Here is an 18,411-nt window from a genome sequence, read left to right as displayed (position 1 = left end):
CGCCCATGGCTGGACGCTGAGGTTCCGCGAAATTTCACACGACGAACCTCCGGCAAATCACCCCATACCGCATCGCTCACGTGTGTCCCTCCCCACCCTCCAGCGTGTGATGTCCGTCACTGAGCAAGGTGAGAGGGTAGAGAAAACTGCCCGCAAGCTGGGCCGTTATCGGAATTCCGTGCCTCAAGTGCCCAGATCAACATATGGTTACGTGTCGCACAGGTGCGGCAACTCAAGGCAGTATGGGGTCATCGCCGCCTCCGGCTGTGACGGGCGTCACAAAACACCCGGTTTCACTTGCCTTACGGGGCGGTAACCGCATTCGGCCATAAGGAAAGCCCCACCCGGTCGCCGGCCAAGCTCGGGGTGAGGCCTTCCCTCCGTACACCGTGTGCAGCGCGGGCCCCGACCGTTAGGTCGGGGCTTTCCGCGTTAGAAGGGCCAGCAATCCACGATCTTGTAGACCACGTAGATCACTCGCACCGTCCAGCGGACGGCCTGCTTCGGCCGGCTCCGCTTGCTGCAACAGCGGCAGTGTCCCTCCGACTCCAGCTCCTTGAGCTCAGCCATCGGGCCATCACCCCTTTTCCCGTGAGAGGCCGCGGATCTCGCTGGCCTCTCGTGCGGGCCACGTACTTCTTCGTGAGCCGCTAGCGAGGCACGAGCACTCGTGGTTCTCGGGGGTGGCGGATGGCCACGCACGATACCCGAGCACCGGACTATCTGTGGGGCCGTCAACTCGCAGCCGGTACAACGAGACCGGGCACCGGATGCCACGCCGGGCGTATGCCGGCGGCACCGAGGGCAACTCCCGCGTCAAGCAGGCCATCTAGCTGGGGCGGAATCCGACAGTACGTCCGGAGCCGCGCACCGGTTCCCCTGGTCGACGTGCCGAACCTCACACAGGAAGCGCGCATTCGGCTGAACGCGCGCCCCCCTTCCGGCGTCCCAACGGCCCTCATACGTCCGGACATACGGCGGGTGGTCGGCGGCGCTGGTACGGCGCGGGCCAGGAGTGGTTCGCCCTGTGGCGGACACTCCTGGCCCAACTGCACCCGGGTTCCCACGTCGGTGTCTAGCTGCGGACCTCGAAGCGGGTGATCTCTGCGTCGGGGGCGAGACGGCCGCCTTCGACCATCCAGGCGTGGACGGCGGCCGCGACGTCGTCGCATTACGCGTCGACCCGCTCCTTGAACTCCCTCGCGTCGACCCTGGCCTCCCCCAGACCGAGGCCGGCGCTATTGCCGCCGCGTATCCGGCCGCTGCCGTGCACGCCTCCCGCTCCGGCGGGACGGCCGCGGATGTGCGGTACGGGGCCGCTGTCAGTGCCGAGTGGAATCATCGCCTGTGTGATGTGGTGCGCGGCTGGGGGCAGTTGTGGCGGTTGAGTGGGATCGCGTCGGGCAGCCGGGGTTCGACCGGATCGTCGAAGCGGTGGTGCACCGCGTCTACGAGCAGGCCGCGCGCGTGGAGGCTGTCAACGGGCGTGGCGGGGACGACGGGATCGACATCAAGGTCACCCGTGGCTCCCGGGTGCGGGTCTTCCAGCTGAAGTACTACCCGGACGGTTTCCCGACCACCTCGCACAAGGGGCGGCGCAAGTCGATCAGGGAGTCATTCGCGCGGGCCATGCGCGGCGGGCCGCAGGAGTGGGTGCTGGTGGTGCCGTGCGTACTGACGGCTGCGGAGCGGGCGTTCGTGCGGTCGCTGGCGGACGGGCTGGCGGTCGAGGTGGAGGTGTGGGACCGGGCGAAGCTGGATGACCTGCTGGCGGTGCACGCGGACGTGGAGGCGTCGTTCACCCGGGACCAGTTGTTCGAGGCGGCGAAGGTCTACGGGCAGGAGCGGGCGCTGCTCATGGACGGCATACGCGATGTGAGCGCCCGGGTGACAGCCCTGGGCGGGCAGGCCGACGAACTGGACGAGCACTGGACGGTGGACTTCGCCCGGCAGGACGACACCGTGGTGCACACGTTGCGCGGCAAGCACCCGCGGGCCCATGAGGTCTCCCCCATCGTGATCACCCTGAGCGGGATCGGCCCCCTGGTGCCGGAGCAGGCCGAGGCGGTGCGGCGCACTGTGGGCTACGGGCTCGACGAGAAGGTGGTGCTGCCGCGCGGGACGGTGGGGAAGATGACGGTCACCGGGCCCGCGTTCCTGGCCCGCGAGCATCAGGATGTCGAGGTGCGGTGGCATCCGGCCGAGGCCGCCCCGCTGGCCGGGACGGACGCGGATCTGGTGTTCGTGGACGGCGAGCAGGTCACCGCCTCCTACCCCGGCACCCTGCAGCATCTGGGGCGGGGCCCGACCGGCCGGTCCGTCCGCATGGAACTGGCGGGCGGCCACCTGCGGTTGCTGACGCCCGAAGACGCCGGCGCCGCGGCGTCCCTGGAGTTCACGTTCTCGCTGGAAGGGCTGGAGCCGGCCGCCGCATTGCGGGTGCTGCGCCTGCACCGGCGCATCGAAGCCGGCGGCGCCTTCGAGATCCGTACGCGCGCAGGGACCGTCGAGGGCGGCGAGATACCCCCCTCGCCCGCCGCGGCACACGGCGACCTGGCCCAGCTGCAGCTCTACCTTGAGGACCTGGAGGCGGTGCAGCGCCACACGGAGCAGTACTTTCCTGTCCCCGGCCAGCTCAGCCGGCAGGAGCGGATCGCGCTGCGCATCGCGCGCCTCCTGCTCGACGGGCACTGTGTGGCCTCCCCCCTCCTGCCGCCGCAGGCGCACATCACTCTCAACGGCCAGGACTCCCCCGCCGTGCGCGCTCTGCTCGGCGGCGAACCCCATCCTGTGCGGCTGGCGTGCCAGGCGTTCGCCCTCCAGCTCGCCGGACGGCGCCTGGAATTGGGGCCCGTGCTCGTCTTCCATCCGCAGGCCACCGCCGAACCGGACAGCGGCGCCAAGGCCCTGGCGGCACTCGACGCCGGCCGCGGTGACGGCACTGAGGTCACCGTGCGGCCCATCGACGCACAGCGGTTCCGGATGGTGCTGCAGCGCTGCCTCACCGGCACCGAACCGGCTCCCGTGCCGCTGGGACTGCCCGGATATCGCGAACCCCGCTGACCGGTAGGGCAGACTCCGCCTCGTCGGCGCCCGGCTCGCCCCAGAGCGGCGAGCCGGGGCGGGCGCCGGGCCCGCAAGCCGGTCGGGTAGGTCCCGGGGCCGGCAACTCCTGCCTCAGTCTTGGCCCTCGGGCCCCTCTGCGGGGCGGACGCCGGGGGGAGCGGTCCAGTCCTCCTGCAGAATCCCGGACAGCAACTGCGCTTGACTCGCGGGGAGCTGGCCGGCGTTGCGCTTGGTACTGGCCTTGGCGAGCCACGGGCCGATCATGACGCGCTCGCCATCGACCTCGATCCACTCACGGGCACCGGGAGGGCGCTGCCAGCGCTGGACGAAGAGCTGGAGGATTTCGGCAGTCTGCGCGAACGTGCGCCGCCGCGGTGCGTCCGGTCTTCCCGGGGCGCCCTTCCGGTCGAGGGTGACGCGGTCGGGGGTGAGGCCGAGTTGGGTGAGCAGGTCGCGCTGGCCGGGCTCAAGCCGCTCCCAGGTGGCGAGTTGGCGGTGGAGCCAGCTGCCTGCCTTCACCTCGCCGATCACGGTGTCGCGGGTGAGGGTGGCCGGGTGGTGGCCGGCTTCGATGTGGCGGCGCAGGGCGTGGTACTTGCGGTGCCAGTCGGCGCCGTGCGGCAGGCGCCAGTCGGCATCGAGGGCGTCCAGCTGGGCTGCGCGGGCGGGGGTGAGGCGGCCTTTGCGGTCCAGGGAGCGCTGGTCGGCGAGGAACTGGCCGCCGGGGGCCTGCGCGGGGATGGCGAGATGGCCGTGTTCGGCCTGGTAAGCCTCGACGGTCGCTAGGTGGCCCTGCCAGGCGGCCTCGTGTTCGTCCCAGATCATGCCGAGTGCCTCGAGTTCGGCGATCCACGCCGGATCGAGGGCGTCGGCGCGGTGGGCGGTGCGTTGGCCGGTGATGAAGGAGCCGAGGCGGTAGCCGTAGGCGTCCTCGTAGTCGGCCGGAACCCGTAGGTGGCCGTGTTCGGCCCGGTAGCGCACGGCGGCCGCCAGACCGGCACGGCGGGGGGCGGAGAGAATGGCGTTGTCGGCGGGCCAGGCGATCAGGTCCATTGCCTGGGCGATGGTGTCGGGTTCGAGGGTGAAGTCGAAGCGGAAGCGGCGGGCGAGGAGTGTGCGGGTGCCCTGCTCGAGGCGGTGCTTGGCGGTGGTGCGGGGGGCGCGGGCGGCGATGCTCTGGTCGTGGTGGCGCAGGGCGGCGGTGACGAGCCAGAGGGCTTCGTAGGGGGTGCCGAGGAGGTCGGTGGGGTCGGCGCCGTGGGGCACGTAGGCGGGGATGACGAGGCCGGCGGTCTTTGTGTCCTGGGTGGGGGGCTTCCGCAGGGCGCGGCCCAGGGCTTGGACGATGCGGCGGACGCTGGCGGTGCGGTCGGCGAAGACGACTGCGTCGACGGCCGGCAGGTCGATGCCCTCCCCCAGTACTTGGGAGTTGGTCAGTACGGCGCGGTCGGCGGTGGCGAAGTCGGTAAGGATGTCGTGGCGCTGGCCGGGGTTGTGGGCGCCGTTGATCGACTGGACGACCAGGTCGCTTGCCCAGGCGGGACGTCGGTCTTCGGCGAGGCTGCGCAGGGTGTGGGGGAACTGGCGGGCGAAGTCTGTGGCGTCGGCGACCTGCTGGAAGTACACGATCACGTGGTGGAGGTCGTGTTCGCTCATCGCTTTGAGGACCGCCAGGTGCAGCGCGGTGGTGCGGCGGGCGGTCGGGCCGAAGCCGGAGTGCGTGTCGGGGGTGGTCAGTTCGGTGCGCAGGTGGGAGTCGGTGATCGTGGGGACGACCAGCTGGTAGTCGGCGAGAACTCCGTCCTCGATGGCGTCCGCGTGGGTGTAGGTGTGCAGGCGGGGCCCGAAGGCTTTGGTGTCTGCCATGGAGGCGACGAGGGCGGGAGCGTCCCATGCGGGGGCGGTGGCGGCGGTGCGCTTGGGCTGAGGGCGGGTGGTGGGCGGCTCGGTCAGGCGTGGCGGATCCCATTCGTAGGGGGTGGCGGTCAGGTAGAGGCGGCGGTCGGCGCGGATGCGGGTGTGGTCGTGCAGGACGGTCCAGTTCTTGTCCCAGCTGCCTGCGGTGCGGTGTGCCTCGTCCACGATCATGAGGTCGAAGGTCGGGGCGGGAGCGCGGGTGTGCTGGGTCTGTTCGATCTTCGCAAGGGAGTCGAGCGTCACGAAGACGGTGGCCTGCTCGTGGCGGGCCAGCCAGGTGGCCAGGAACTCCGGGTTGTTGGTGCTGTGGACCGCTGCTCCGGCCAGGACCGGGTGCTTGGCGGCGGCCAGGGAGGACACCGCCATCATCGGTTCCGGACGTCCGTCGTTGCGGGCTGTGCGGGCCCACTGCGAGATGAGGTCCAGGCTCGGCACGGCAATCAGCAGGTGCCGGGCGTAAAGGGCTTCGGCGGTCCGCAGCGCGGTGAGCGTTTTCCCTGTGCCGCAGGCCGACACCATGTGTCCGCGGGTGTGTGCGCGTGCCAGGTGACGTGCCGCGCTGTCGACGGCCCGCTGCTGGTCGGGGCGCAGTGGGAGCCGGGCGGGGCGGGTGCGGGAGGCGGTGACGGCGGCGATCTCGGCGATGGGCTCCTCGGAGGGCATGAAACAAGATCCTCAGTGCGCGATGGAGCGGTGGCCGGCGGGATCCATCGTGTCGGGTGTCCTTCGCTGAGTGGTGTTGCGGGACATGGAGCCGGGCGGGTTGGGAGTGGGCCGTGTCGTGCAACGTTAGGGGATGACGTGGGGCTGGTCTGGAGGCTAGGCGAACAGGGCTTCTATCAGGACTGCTTGAAGCCTTCCTTCTTCTAGGGCGGTCGTGATTTCGGCTGCGGACGGGTCTCCGGTGAGGCCGGTGCACAGGACCGCGCAGGGCGGCTCGTTCTGGGTCATCTTCCACATCGCGTCGGACAGAACGGTGGCTGGGACGCGGAAGGTCTGCGTCTCTTCAAGGGTGGGGCCCTCGTAGTAGATGCCCCTGAAGGTGCGGTCCTGGGCGGCGAAGACTGCCTTCCACTTCTGGTGGGCCTCGGGGATGGTCTCTCCCTGCCAGGTCGGCCAGATAAAGCGGCTTCGATCGAAGTCGGTCTCGGCCAGGTGGGTGGCGGGGCTCACCACGATCACGATCACGTCGGTGCCCAGAGTGATTTCGTTGATGAGTTCGGTGAGGCGGTTGACCTGTACCTGTGAGGTGGGAAGCGTGACATGCGTGAGGCTCATGTTGAAGGCGGGCGGCCGGCCGGGTGAGGGGGGGGGCGGTGTCGTCATGATGCCGGAGTGCTCCTGATCGAGGACGTTCGGTTTTCCTGCTTGCGGGCTGCGGTGCGTCTGGTGGTTGCCAGCCGGGCCTCGGATTCCGGGGTGCCAGACGGATGCGGCAGACACCGCTGGGAGGATCCGGTACGGCTGTTTGTGCGGGGATGGAGCCGGGAGCGTGCGCCCGCGGTCTGCTGGCGCGCGCGGCGGTTCAGGGTGTGCTGTGCCGGTGGCGTGCGGTCCAGCGCATGTCGAGGGCTTCCAGGGCGTCCAGTTGTTCTCGGGAGAGGGTTTGCGGAGCGCGTCGTTTCTCGGCGATCCACCTTCCCAGGGCGAAGGCGGGGCCGTCCTGGCAGGTGTAGTTGTGGGGAACGTCCAGGTGATGGTGGCGGCGGCGGTAGGTGTAGGCGGCCCGGAGTCCTCGGGCGAAGGCCCACTGGGAGGCGCCGCGGGGTCGGCGCAGCAGGAGAGCCAGGGGGTGCTCGATGGGGAGGTCGCCCAGGAGGTGGTGCTGGTAGGGCTCGAGCTTGTCGAGGCTGTCGATCTGCTGGGCCAGCCATTGGGTGAGTGGAGAGGCGGCAGCGGTGAGTTGGTGCGGGCTGGGGAAGATCAGGGTGTTGTCGCGCGCGGCCGTGTGGGCGCGGGCGTAGGTGCGTTTCCATTCGGCTTTGCCTTTGGCGTTCCACCAGGGGTAGATCTCGTTCAGGGCCCGTTGGTAGCAGTAGGGCAGGCGGCGGGTGGTGACCTCCTTTCGGCGGTCGGCGAGCCAGCGGCCCAGGTGCATGCCTTGGTGGTGTTCGGCCCACCGGGGTGCGAGGTGTCCGTGGCGGGTGACGTAGTCGCGGGCGATGAGGAGTTTGCGCTCGATGCTGTGCGGGGGGTGTTCCCAGATCATGTCGAGCGTGTCCAGTGCTGCGATGCGTTCGGGCAGGAGCAGGCCGTTCTTGCGCATGGAGCGCTGTACTCCGGTCCACCAGCCGAGGTGGAAACGGCCGTGGATGTGGAGGCTGGGGACGTCGAGGTGGCCGTGTTGGGTGTGGAAGTTGGCGGCGACTTCGAAGGCGGCCTCCCATACGCGGTTGGGGGCCATGACGTCGTTCAGATCGAGGACAGGGATGATCTCGTCGGCGCGCTCCGGGGGCGGGGCGATCTGGGGTCCGGCGGGGTCGGCCGGGTACCGGAAGTGGTCGACGAGGTGGAAGGTGTGCTCGTCGTAGACGTCGAGGTCGATGAGGACCCGGTAGATCAGGTGGAAGGCGGTCTTCTTGACGGCTTCTGCGAGGGTTTCGCCGGGGGCCATGTAGATGGGGATGACGATGGTGGAGATCTTGCCGTCGCCGGGGGTCTGGCGCAGGGCGCGTCCGATGGACTGGATGATGTCGATGGTGCTGGTCTTGGGGTGGGCGAAGAGCAGGGAGTCGATGGCGGGGATGTCGACGCCTTCGGAGCAGCAGCGGCAGTTGGTGAGGACGGCCCGGCGCGGCGGCTGCTGTGAGGTGGGGGTGTTGAGAGGGGTGTCGGCGAAGGCCGTGTAGTTCTTGTGGCGTTCGAAGGGGCTCTGCCGGGAGCTGACGGTGCCGACCTGCAGGGGGGTGCGGTAGGCCGGGGGCATGAGGGCTGCGGTCTGGTGGAGTGTTTCGGCGCAGACTTCCGCCGCGTCGATGCAGGGGTGGAAGGTCAGGGTGCGGCGCAGGTCGTAGCGGTGCTGGGCGACCAGCAGGGCGACTTGGGCGGCTGCGGCACGCAGTGCTTCGCCGCTCCAGGTGTTCGCGGGGAGTCGGTTCAGCAGGCCGCGCAGGTCTTCGTCTCTGATGATGACGCCGGCGATGCGGTAGTCGGCGAGGAGTCCCTCGTCGATCGCTTCTCTCAGGGAGATGCGGTAGACGACGGGCCCGTAGATGCTCACGTCGTCCATGGAGGCGATGACGGTGTTGGGGCTGATGCTTTTGGCGCGGGCTTTCTTCTCGTCGAAGACGCGGGGCGTCGCGGTCATGTAGAGGCGGTGGCGGGCGGGCAGCTTGTCGTCGTGGTGGATGCGGGCCCAGGGTTTGTCGTAGTCACCGGCGGTGCGGTGGGCTTCGTCGGCGACCACGACGTCCCAGCGGGGCAGGTGGAAGTCGCGGTGGGCTTCGACGACCTTGTCCAGGGAGTCGTAGGTGCAGAACACGTTGAGCGGTCCCTGGGCGTCGGCGGCCTGCTGGGCCAGGTCGTCGGCGGTGTCGACCATGGTGAGGATGCCGGCCAGGTACGGGTCCGCCGGTTGGCCTGAGGAACAGACACCGAGGTAGCGGCCGGGCCGTCCTTCGCTATGCCATTTCGCGGCGGTCTGCTCAAGGAGTCGCAGGGAGGGGACTGCCACCAAGGAAGCGCCTTCTGGTGCGGTTTCCTGGACGACGTGCAGGGCCACCAGGGTCTTTCCGGTGCCGGTGGCCATGTAGACGCTGACCCGGCGGTAGCCCTCGATGAAGCTGCTGGCGGAGGTGTCGACGGCGATTTGCTGGCCTCCGCGCAGGCGGGTCTTCAGGCGGGGGCTGGCCGTGGGAGCGGTCGCGGCCGGGCGGAGGCGCGTCGTCGTGGCCATGGTCCTCCCCCGGTGATGGCGTGCGCGTGCACTTGGTTCACAGGGTGAGATGGGTGTGCTGGGCCATGGCTGGGCGTTTGCCGGGGTTCACCCGAACGAGTGCTGGCGCTCTTGACCGGCTTCCGGCGGGCCGGTCACGGTGGCCGTGGTGGCGGCTTCAGCGGAAGGGCAGCTGTGCTGGACGATCCCGGCCTGTACGGACCTCGCGTGCCTTTGCCACTGCGCGTACAGCCGGTGCCGGGTGAGTCGACGGGGTCGTTCGTGAACCGGCTCGCGCACGCCAACGGCCTGAGCCTGGCTGCTTTCCTCGACCGGGTCGGACAGGGCGAAACCCCTGCGGACCCTCAGCGGGTGGAGAAGTACCCGCAGTCCACCGAGATGTACGTGAACGAGGCAGGGCTGCGCTACCTGGCTGTCCTGGCCGGCCGGTCACCCGGTCTTCTGCAGCAGGATCTGCCCAGCCTGAACGCAGACCAGCTGCAGGCAGGCGGCGAGGACGAAGAGGCGGAGTGGAGGTGGCCCTGGGAGCCGCTGGCGGGGCACCTCGTGCGGTACTGCCCGCTGTGCGGTGATGACCTGGGGGTCGGCGAGGCGGTGTGGCTGATGTTGCCGGACAGCTGGCAGGTTTGCCTGCGGCACGGTTACTGGTCGGACGACTCACGCGGCCGTGGTCCGCACTGCGTGCCGCTGGCCGAACTGCCCGAGACGCTGACGGCGCACCGCGTGCGCCAGCAACTGGCCGAACAGTGGGGGCCGGCCGGTGAGGAGTTGTTCGCTGATGCATTCCAGGTGGCGGTGTACTGGTGGACGCGGATGCCGGACACCATGTGCTGGGTGCGGCGGGCTTGGACGGCCGGGCTGGATGCGCGGGAAATGCGGGCTGCCCCGCTGGTGATCTACCCGGAGGCGGCCGAGCTCGCGCGTGCCATGGTGGACTTCGAACGCGCCGGGCAGCGGGATACGGCGGACCGGACCCGATGGCTTGAAGGCGTGGAGCAGTTGATGTCCGGGTGGGGCGTGGACGTGACTGAAGGGCGTCAGGCGCTGCTGGTGTGGCTGGGACGGCATCGTATGGGGCCGCCCGAGCGGGGCTATCCGGCGGGTCCGCCTCGCCTCGCGCTGGCTTGGGGGCACAACAGGATCGCGTCCCGGACGGGTTCGGTGAGCCAGCGCTCGTGCCTGACCTGGCAGTTGGGCATGGCAGCTGCCGATATGTAGGCCACATACGGGTGGAGGGCTTCGAACCGTACGGTTCGAAGCCCTCCACCCGGCAGTAGCGGGGACAGGATTTGAACCTGCGACCTCTGGGTTATGAGCCCAGCGAGCTACCGAGCTGCTCCACCCCGCGTCGGTGAAGGCCACCGTACGTCATGGCGGCGGACGCTGGAGACCATTATGGGCCGGGGTCGTGTGTTCCGGATCTTTCTGGCCCTTGAGGTCGGCCTGACCTGGCCGTTGCGGCGTCCGGCGCGCTGGCCCCGCTCATCGTCCATTTTCCCGGTCCTAAGCCTGTTGGTCCGGCAGTGGGATACTGGCTCGCTATGACACTGGCTCACGCCGCCACCAGCCAGCCCGTCGTGGATGTAGACAGCCCCGCCACTTGGCCCGGGCCGCTGGCAGATCTCGTCTACAAGATCGCCGACGAAGCCGAACTGGACGAGCCGGAGCTGTACCTCGACTTGGAGTTGGAGGACGGGGAGGCGCAGACCCTCGACCTGCTCCGCGGCCACCTTCTGCAGGCGCAGCACTGCACCAGGCTGCTCGACCACGAGGCCGATGCGATTCGTGCCCATGGCCTGCGCCCCCTGAATGCCGCACTCGTTGATGACCGCCTGAACCAGGCCCATGAGCGGGGCTATCTGACTGCCGCTGAGCGGGAGGTACTGCGCTCCCAGAGCATGGTCGCCCCGGGGAAGCAGAGGATGGGCATTCGGGAGGGTCAGGTCTGCCTGACCCTCTCCGCCGAGGCCACTGCCCACGACATCGACGGAGCATGGCGGCTGCTGTCCTTCTGGGGCGGCGAGGCGATCTACTGGCAGCACTGCGACGACCCTGCCGGTATCGCTCAGAGACTGCGTTGCCTGGGCCGACCCGCACTGGTCACTGCCTACGTGGACCTCGCCAGTCCTGGCAGGCACCTCGTCTTCAAATCGGTGGTGCACACCTTCGTCGGCAAGGCCATCGGCTACGGACCCGCCAACGCCGACGTCCTCTACCGCAACGCGATCCCGCCGCAGCGCATCGAGTCCATCGCCTTTCCCGGCAATCCCGCCTACGACCGGTTTCCAGGCCTGCCCACCGCGTGATTGACCGCTCTGATCGCCCCGGTGGAACGTCCGGCGTCCGTCCTCTGGGCCGAGAGGGGCGGCTTCTACGCGGCGAAGCCGATGTTTTTGACGTATTCGTACTGGCCCCACTGGGAGCCCAGATCGGGCAGGACATCGGCGGTCCAGACGTCGTCCATGCCTTGGTGGTCGCCGGCCGCCCAGGATCCGACGATCTTGTCCCAGCGGCGCACGTTCATCGTCCGGTGTGCCACCACCCGCTGAAGCTGGCGCGCCACGCCGGACTGGTCGAGGGGGTGGATCTCCACGCGAGTGCCGCGGCCCTCGCGGTTGAGGCGGGCGGTGAGGTGGCGGGCGACGTTGCGGCGCCGCACCGCCCGGTAGGCGGCGTCGATGCGTTCCAGGTTGGCCTTCGACGGACGGCGGGTGCCCTGCATCCACGCCTTCAGCGTCCGGTCGCTCACGGTCAGTCCGGCGTCCTTGGCTGCCTGCCAGGCCCTGTCCGACGTCGTCAGGTAGTGCAGGCGTGCCATCAGGCCGCGCCTGGCGGTCACCGGGGTGGCGATGTGAGCGGCGAGCCGGTCGAGCTGGCGGGCGACGGCTTCGCTGCCCTTGATCCCGCTCGCGCCGAACTTCCCGAAGTCGATGTTCTTCTCGGGCATTTACTGCTCCTGCCTCGTGCCGGCTTCGGTGCCGGTCCCGGCGGTGTAGGTGTCTTTGACCTTGGCCTCGGTAACCGAGCGGCCTTCGGGGAAGACACGGCGCCAGTCTCCGATGATGTGGAGTTCGTCGGTTCCCATCGCCCGTACGACCGTCAGTCCCGCGTCGTGGGCCTTGAGCGCCTTCATCCAGAGGTTGGCGAAGGCCTGGGAGCGGATGATGTGCATCCAGTCCGGGCGGTAGAGCTCCCGGTTGTAGTTCGACTCCCCCATCGTGGACACGAACTTGGAGTACATCGCCTTCACGTATTCCAGCGTCAGCTCGTCGCCGTCTGCGATCGCGGTGTCGCGGGCGTCCTTGAGGGCGATCCGGAACTTCTCCAGGAGGTTCTCGGTGGCGCCCGAGGTGTACGACTCGTGGATCTCGGGCGGCTCGCACAGACGGTGCTTGGGGCCGGACAGGCGCAGCAGCAGGCGCAGGGTCGGTTCGGTGACCCACAAGGGGCCCGGTTCGTCGCGCTGGCCGATCGGGTTGGGCAGCACCGCGTCGTGCTCCCAGGCGGGCGGGGTGATCAGGTGGACTCCGGCGCGGCGCCGGTCGTGTGCGAAGCCCGTGGAGTGTTCCAGCTGGCCGAGCGGGAGGTGGGTCTTGAGTGCGCTCAAATAGGCGCCGTTGATGTCGAGCGCGGTGACGTCGTGCTTCCCGGGCGGCAGTTCGGGCCGCGTCCACTTGGGGCGGGCTTCCCAGATCTGGTCGGCGCCCTTGGACGTTGGCTTCTTGAGGATGTCGGGGATCCAGGGGTGGGCGATCACGTCGTAGCGGGCGCCTTTGCGGGTCTCGTCCAGCAGACGCATCGCGTCCGGGATGGCCCGCTTCAGCAACGCGGCGCTCGCGGCTTCGACATCGCCTTGGTGCTCGGCGAGCGCGGCGTGCACCGCTTCGCGGATCAAGTCTGCCGGCCCGGACGGCTCCTGGAACGCCCGCCCGCGCGGGGCCGCACCTTTCCCGCCGGCCGGGCGGGGCGGGCGTGTTGTGCGCGGCTCGTGGGCCTGGGCAGACGGCGCGGTGGGCTCGGGTTTCGGGGTTTCGACAGGGGTCGCTGGCAGTCGGAGGGGTCCAGGTGCTGGCGAACCCCGCCACGCGTTGTTCGGCGGGATGGCCGCACAGCACACACGGCTCGGGCACGGCGAGCAGCTCCACCTCGTCCTCGTCCTGGCCGACTTCCGGCGAAGACATAGAGGTAACGGCCGCCGCAGCAGCGCCTGACGCCATGGGCTGCTCGGCCAGCTCCGCCCTATTCTCAGTATCGGTGGCGAGCTTGGCGTTCAGTCCGTCCAGCAGATATGCGTACTTGGCCCGGGCCTCGCCGGCAGGGTCCCGGCCGCTCTCCCATCCGCTGAGGGTGGACGGGCTCACGCCGAGCGCGCGTGCCACCTGAGCCTTGGACAGCCGGGCTCGTTCCCGCAGCTCGCGGCGCACCTGGCAGGGCGGAAGTTGGGCCTGCGGGCCGACGGCGTCGAGCAGCGAGTCGATCGCGTCGAAGTCGCTCACCGGCTCGTCCCCTTCGTCTCGGCCCGGGCGGAACGGCGCCTGTCGGCGGGCAGCACCTCGCACGCTCTGGTCGGACCCGCCAGCAGGTCCAGCGCGCCGATGCCGTAGTGCTCGGCCAGGACATCGACGTCACGCAGGCTCCACGAGACGGCACCCGACTGTCTGCGCGACACCTGTGTCTGCGTCAGTCCCAGCACCCCCGCAACCGACCGCTGCGAGTCACCCGTCGCCTGCATCAACGCGGCCACCGTCAGCCGCAACGACTCCTCCAAGGCCAATCCCATACCTCTAATGTACCCGATTCGATGCAACTTTCGCTTGATAATTAGCTAATTGCTATCAGCGATGCACAGAAACTCTTCACCTGTTCAGAGCCGAGGGCCCCTCGCTATGGCGGCCTCTCGCCCGGGCCGACAGGTCAGCGATGAGAACCGCTTTACTCACGCGGAAGCCTGCGGCACGCGCGCCGGGCGTCCCTCCTCGCCTGGCGTGCCTCTTCAAGCGCCCGATCGGACAGGCACCGCGGGCACACGAGGTCCAGGACACGGCGGCGCAGGGCCCGGCGCAGCCGGGGTCCGGGAGGTAGCGGCCACCCACGGCAGTGACGGCGCACCGTACGCGCGCGGGTACCCAAGAGCGCAGCGACCACAGAGGCGTTGCCGGCGTAGGCGGCCAGGAGGAATGCCATCTGCGCCTGGTGGCCTGCCGGGAACTGCGCGGCGGACTCGGCCTGCTCTTCCGGGGGGAGGAAGGCGTCGTGGCGCTCGCAGCGCGGCGCCTTCCTGCTGTTCCGGGCGATGCCCGGCGAGCTGATGTTCACAGCTTGAAAGCCTGCCCGGGGCCGTCTGTGGACAGCGGGCGGCCGGTGGGGCCGTTCCGCATGCGGCGGGTGACAGGGCTTCCCGTGCGCCGCCCGGGCTGATGCCGACTGGCTGTCCGCATGGTGCACAGGTTGGCGTCCGGGTTACGCCTGTGCCGTTGTGGCGCGATGATGAAGTGGCGGTGCGGCAGAGGTGGCCGTGCGTACAGCCCTCTCACGTTTGCGGAGTCACCCGTGTACGAGACTGCGAGAGCCGCTCTGCAGGAGCTCGAGAACGATCAGGTCTTCGAGCGGGTGGCGCTGCATGTGCTGCGGGTCCGTTTTCCGTAACTGCGGATCACCAGTTCCACGGGGGATCTGGGCCAGGATGCGTTCGGCCGTCCCTTGTTCGGCGAGGACGACCAAGTCGTGCTGTGGGCGAGTCTGCAGCAGCGGTGGACGGACAAGCTGAAGTCCGAGCTGGTGAAGAACGCCAAGCACAGCAGGCGGGCCAAAGCGATCTACGTGATGAACCGCTCGACCAACGAGATCACCAAGGAGAGGTGGAGACAGAAAGCACGCACGGAGTACGGCGTTGAGATGGAGATCGTCACTCTGGCTGAACTGGTCACCGAACTGGAGACAGACGGCTTGCGGTGGGTGGCCGAGCTCGAGCTCGGTGTACGTCCGCGGGCTCCGCGCAGGCTGTCGACGTGGGCGCAGTACATCGACGCCCTGTCCGTCTCGGTGCCCGGGATGACCGCGCCCTTGGTGGGACGTGAGGCGGAGATGCAGGCGCTCAGAGCGGCATTGGCTGACAGGAGTCCGGCGGCGCGGGTCGTGGTGGTGGAGGGTGCGGGAGGGGTCGGAAAGACCCGTCTGGCGATCGAGGCGTCGCGGTCGGTGTCGGCGGTGCTCGTCGCGCCCACGGGTGTGTCGTTGGATGCCGGCGCGTTCACGGAAGCGCCGGTCGATGCTCCCCTGCTTGTTCTCATTGACGATGCCGACCGTGCCCCGGATCTGAGCGGTCTTCCCGCGCTCCTGCACGACGGCCGTTTCGACCGTGTGCGTCTTGTCCTGACGGTGCGGCCCGGCCGTCACCTGGGGGTGCTGCAGCGCTGGAACATCGAACGTTGGGGCGGTGCTGTCGTCCCGCTTCGTTCCCTGGGCAGAGGAGGCATCGACGCGCTTGTCACCGGGCGGGGGATCCTGAATCCGGCCTTCCGTGAAACCGTCATCAATCTGGCTCAGGGCAACCCGCTCATCGCTCATGCGGCCTGTGAAGCGGGGCTTTCCGCAAACCGGTTCGACTGGCCGAGCGCGGCCGATCTGCTGCGGGTCACCGTCGGGAGGCGTCTGCCGGCCGACGACCCCGCGCAGGAGCACCGGGCCGCGGCGGTGGCGCTGGCGGTGCTGGGCACGGTCACCAGTGGGGAGGATCTCGCCGTGCTGGCTGGTGCGGTGTCGACGCTTCCGCCGGAGCCGCACCGGTTGTCCGTCCTGCTGGATGAGCTGGCCGATGCCGGGCTGGCCGATTCTTCGCCGTACTCGGTGCGCCCTGCCCTGCTCGCCCCGGTTCTCCTCGCCGACGCGCTCGATCCTCACGCCCGGGTCCGGCTGGACGTGGACCGGGTGCTGCAAGCGGTGGTGGGGATGGCCGGGCTCGAGCTGAACGGGCAGCCCGTCACGTCCGCTGGCCGGCACCTGGAATTCGGGGCGTCCCGGCTCGGTCCTCAGCTGAACGTCCTGGCCCAGGCAGCACACGACCGGGCAGACCATGTCGTGGGGGCTCGGCTGGCTGCGGCTGTCCGCGCGCTGCTGCCGTCCGAGGCGCATCTGGGCGAGTGGGCGGCTGTAGTCGGCCTAGCCGGTGAAGTGGCCGTGGCCGCCCCCACTATCTTCGCGGACCTGCACGAGATGCTGGTGAAGCGGTGGCCGCCGGAACCTGCGCCCCGCTTGCTGGACGGCGGAGACCCGGTTGCCCACTACCGGTACGGTCTGCAGCACTTGGGCGAGCGGTTCGCTCAGCTCGCCCACCGCATCGGGCTCGATGCGGTACCCAGTCCGGTCAGCCTGCTGCTCGATGTGGCCTGGTTGATGGAACCGGCCCTCCACGTGGAAAACTCTGACCGGCGCGAGGGGGTTCTGCGTGCCATCGGGCAGTGGTGCTCCGCGCCGGCCCACGCCCTGCCGCAGCAAATTGACGCACTGTTCCAGCGGCGTCGCGAGGTCCTGCGGGTCATCGCCCAGTGGCACCGGGACCGGGCTGCCCACCCTCCGCAGGAGCTGGACGCCGGGGAAGGCGCCATCCGTGGCCCCCTCAGCCTCGCACGCGTGCTTGTAGCAGCCCTCCAGCCGCTGCTACGCCTGACCGTCGAAAGCACTGGCGGCACACCCGAGTCAGCGAGCACCATCTCCCTGCACGCCGCCGTGCTGCCCGATCGCCCCGAAACCCTCGCCCTGCTGCGCGAGGCGCTCACGCTGCTCGCCCCGCTGCTGGACGAACCCACAATGCGCAGTGGTGAAGGCTTGCCCGTACTGCACACGCTCGTCTCCCTGCCCGGTCAGCTGCGTGGTGAAGGAGCGCGGCCGATGGCGTTCTCCGGCGTGCCCCTGGCCAGCCATGCGGTCGCCGTATTGGACATCGCGGCAGGAGAGTTCACCGAACAGATCGCCGCGCGGTGGGACTCACTTCCTTTGGCGGTGAGGCGCAGCGCAGCCCAGGCTGTGCTGGGACCTGATCCACGGCCTCGTTCCCTCGCCGGAGCGGCCGAAGCCGGGGATGCGGTGGCAGCCATGGCACTCGCGGACACCCGACTTGGCCGTCTCCTTGTGCTGCAGCCGCTGCGCAGCCGCGCTCCCTGGCGTGAGGCGCTTGAAGACCAGCAGCGTGCCGCACAGCAACTGGGCAGCGAGATGGACCTGCCGGAGGCGCTCCGGCTGCTGGAGGAGACCGGCCCGAATGTCACGGGCGTAGCAGTCAGCGCGCTTCCTGCCTTCACTCGGGCGGTCGGAGCTGCAGCCCCGGATCCCCGGCCAGCGTTCGAGCGGATAGCCCAGGCGCCGTTGGCCGGCGAAGATGCTCTGCTGGCGGGACTCGCACAGCGTCACCCCGATGCCGTGTGGTCCTGGATGGAGGAACGGGTGGGCGATCCGCGTCTGGCCGCTGCGGCGCTGTCCTTCGCCCACGAGCATCCAGCGCGCGAGCCCCGCCTGTTCGACTTGATCCTGCAGGCCGCCTCCGCTGCCTCGGCGGCAGGGGGTGCGGGCGCGGCCCGCTTGGCGGGGAACCTGACGTGGCATTTGGTCGCGTGCAATCAGCCGCTCGCCCAACGCATGGCCGTCCTTGCCTTGCTGGCGGAGCAGTGTCCTGCCCCGGCTCTTCCCACCACGCTCGAGGTGATCGGTTTCTTGCTCCAGGAGGCGCGCAAAAGCAGCCTTCGCATCGATACCGCCGTCGCCGCGAAGTACGCGGATGGGCTGCGCCGTCGGTTCAGCGAGTCCGATCAGATTGCCGCGACCGTCGACTTCGACGAGGACACGGCCTACGGTGCCGCCGAGATCGCCTCCTCCCTGCCGGAGGAGTTCGCCGCCGTCGTATCCGGGCAGCTGCTGGCCGTCGACGGCAGATCCGGCCTCCCGCTCGCTTGGAAGCGGTCACTCGAGAAGCTCCCTCCGTCGGCGCGCGAACGGCTCGTCATCGCCTTCCAACGGAGGATGGACGAAGCCCGCGCTGCGGCGGGAGTCAGTGCCCGTGTCGATCTGACGGCCGCCGGGGTTCTGACGGTGCTCGGTAACGGAACGACGGCCTGGGCCGACATCCTGCGGCAGTGGGCGTCCGGGGCACCAGCCCAGCGTCGGCAGGCCGCGGCCGCCGTCCAGCACTCATGGCAGGATCCGCTGTGGGCAGAGATCATCTCGGTGCTTCTGTCCGCAGGCGTCGACGCAGCCACCAAAGAGGCCCTGCTGGCGGGTGTCGTCCTGCCCGGTATGACAACCGATCTTCCTGATGCACTTCAGCCTCGCCGGGGGGCATTGTCCCCGCTGCTCACAGACCCGACCGCTGCTGTCCGCGCTTTCGCCGCCGACGCCCTGCACAGCCTCGACGTCCTCGAAGAGGAAGAGCGTCGGCGGGAAGCCGACTTCGACCGCGGATACCGCACCTGAACCATCCTGGGTCGGTGCGGTCCCTGCGTCCCGCCTGTAGCTGTCGCGCCCGCCGCTCCGCCCTGCACTCC

General features: G+C 69.4%; 10 protein-coding genes, 1 tRNA gene and 1 pseudogene. 4 read left to right on the top strand and 8 right to left on the bottom strand.

All coding sequences use genetic code 11. The features are described 5' to 3' along the window. Positions 1 to 432: 432 nt before the first annotated feature. Positions 433 to 570: a hypothetical protein gene (locus tag ACIQ6Y_RS37830; RefSeq protein WP_274506972.1), complete on the bottom strand. Its 138-nt coding sequence runs from the start codon at positions 568 to 570 to the stop codon at positions 433 to 435. Between the two features lie 807 nt (positions 571 to 1,377). Between ACIQ6Y_RS37830 and ACIQ6Y_RS37825 the strand changes: the two genes are divergently transcribed. Continuing rightward, the gene (locus ACIQ6Y_RS37825) at positions 1,378 to 3,063 is read left to right on the top strand and encodes a hypothetical protein (protein WP_404046964.1); all 1,686 of its coding nucleotides are present in this window, start codon (positions 1,378 to 1,380) and stop codon (positions 3,061 to 3,063) included. 114 nt (positions 3,064 to 3,177) lie between these two features. Here the strand turns inward: ACIQ6Y_RS37825 and ACIQ6Y_RS37820 are convergent, their stop codons facing one another. The 3 genes from ACIQ6Y_RS37820 to ACIQ6Y_RS37810 all read right to left on the bottom strand — a co-directional run bounded on the left by ACIQ6Y_RS37820 (position 3,178) and on the right by ACIQ6Y_RS37810 (position 8,878). Beyond that, on the bottom strand, positions 3,178 to 5,646 hold the full coding sequence (locus tag ACIQ6Y_RS37820) for a Helicase associated domain protein (protein WP_404046961.1): 2,469 nt from the start codon (positions 5,644 to 5,646) through the stop codon (positions 3,178 to 3,180). 156 nt (positions 5,647 to 5,802) lie between these two features. Next, positions 5,803 to 6,426 (bottom strand): hypothetical protein, encoded by a 624-nt coding sequence (locus tag ACIQ6Y_RS37815; RefSeq protein WP_404046958.1) that lies wholly within the window; start codon positions 6,424 to 6,426, stop codon positions 5,803 to 5,805. Positions 6,427 to 6,508: 82 nt separating this feature from the next. After that, positions 6,509 to 8,878, bottom strand: a complete 2,370-nt coding sequence (locus ACIQ6Y_RS37810) for a Helicase associated domain protein (RefSeq protein ID WP_404046955.1) — start codon at positions 8,876 to 8,878, stop codon at positions 6,509 to 6,511. A gap of 174 nt (positions 8,879 to 9,052) precedes the next feature. Between ACIQ6Y_RS37810 and ACIQ6Y_RS37805 the strand changes: the two genes are divergently transcribed. Continuing rightward, a complete protein-coding gene (locus ACIQ6Y_RS37805; RefSeq protein ID WP_404046952.1) occupies positions 9,053 to 10,096 on the top strand; it encodes a TniQ family protein in 1,044 nt (347 codons plus the stop codon). A gap of 56 nt (positions 10,097 to 10,152) precedes the next feature. Here the strand turns inward: ACIQ6Y_RS37805 and ACIQ6Y_RS37800 are convergent. Then, positions 10,153 to 10,226, bottom strand: a tRNA-Met gene (locus ACIQ6Y_RS37800). Positions 10,227 to 10,419: 193 nt separating this feature from the next. On the opposite strand from ACIQ6Y_RS37800, the gene ACIQ6Y_RS37795 reads away from it, so the two are divergent. After that, a complete protein-coding gene (locus ACIQ6Y_RS37795) occupies positions 10,420 to 11,184 on the top strand; it encodes a hypothetical protein (RefSeq protein WP_404046950.1) in 765 nt (254 codons plus the stop codon). A gap of 65 nt (positions 11,185 to 11,249) precedes the next feature. Here the strand turns inward: ACIQ6Y_RS37795 and ACIQ6Y_RS37790 are convergent, their stop codons facing one another. The 3 genes and pseudogenes from ACIQ6Y_RS37790 to ACIQ6Y_RS37780 all read right to left on the bottom strand — a co-directional run bounded on the left by ACIQ6Y_RS37790 (position 11,250) and on the right by ACIQ6Y_RS37780 (position 13,658). Next, complete coding sequence (locus ACIQ6Y_RS37790; RefSeq protein ID WP_404046948.1) at positions 11,250 to 11,825, bottom strand: transcriptional regulator; 576 nt, start codon at positions 11,823 to 11,825, stop codon at positions 11,250 to 11,252. Continuing rightward, positions 11,826 to 13,374: pseudogene (locus ACIQ6Y_RS37785) on the bottom strand (helix-turn-helix domain-containing protein). Beyond that, positions 13,371 to 13,658 (bottom strand): helix-turn-helix domain-containing protein, encoded by a 288-nt coding sequence (locus ACIQ6Y_RS37780; protein ID WP_404046946.1) that lies wholly within the window; start codon positions 13,656 to 13,658, stop codon positions 13,371 to 13,373. The pseudogene ACIQ6Y_RS37785 and the gene ACIQ6Y_RS37780 overlap by 4 nt, the downstream one beginning before the upstream one ends. A 920-nt stretch (positions 13,659 to 14,578) precedes the next feature. Between ACIQ6Y_RS37780 and ACIQ6Y_RS37775 the strand changes: the two genes are divergently transcribed. Continuing rightward, entirely contained in the window at positions 14,579 to 18,340 is a 3,762-nt protein-coding gene (locus ACIQ6Y_RS37775) for a hypothetical protein (RefSeq protein ID WP_404046944.1), read from the top strand. The last annotated feature ends 71 nt before the right edge of the window (positions 18,341 to 18,411 follow it).

This window comes from Streptomyces sp. NPDC096205 (genome assembly GCF_044763135.1).
Lineage (GTDB): Bacteria > Actinomycetota > Actinomycetes > Streptomycetales > Streptomycetaceae > Streptomyces.
This window is presented reverse-complemented; position numbering and strand designations above follow the sequence as displayed.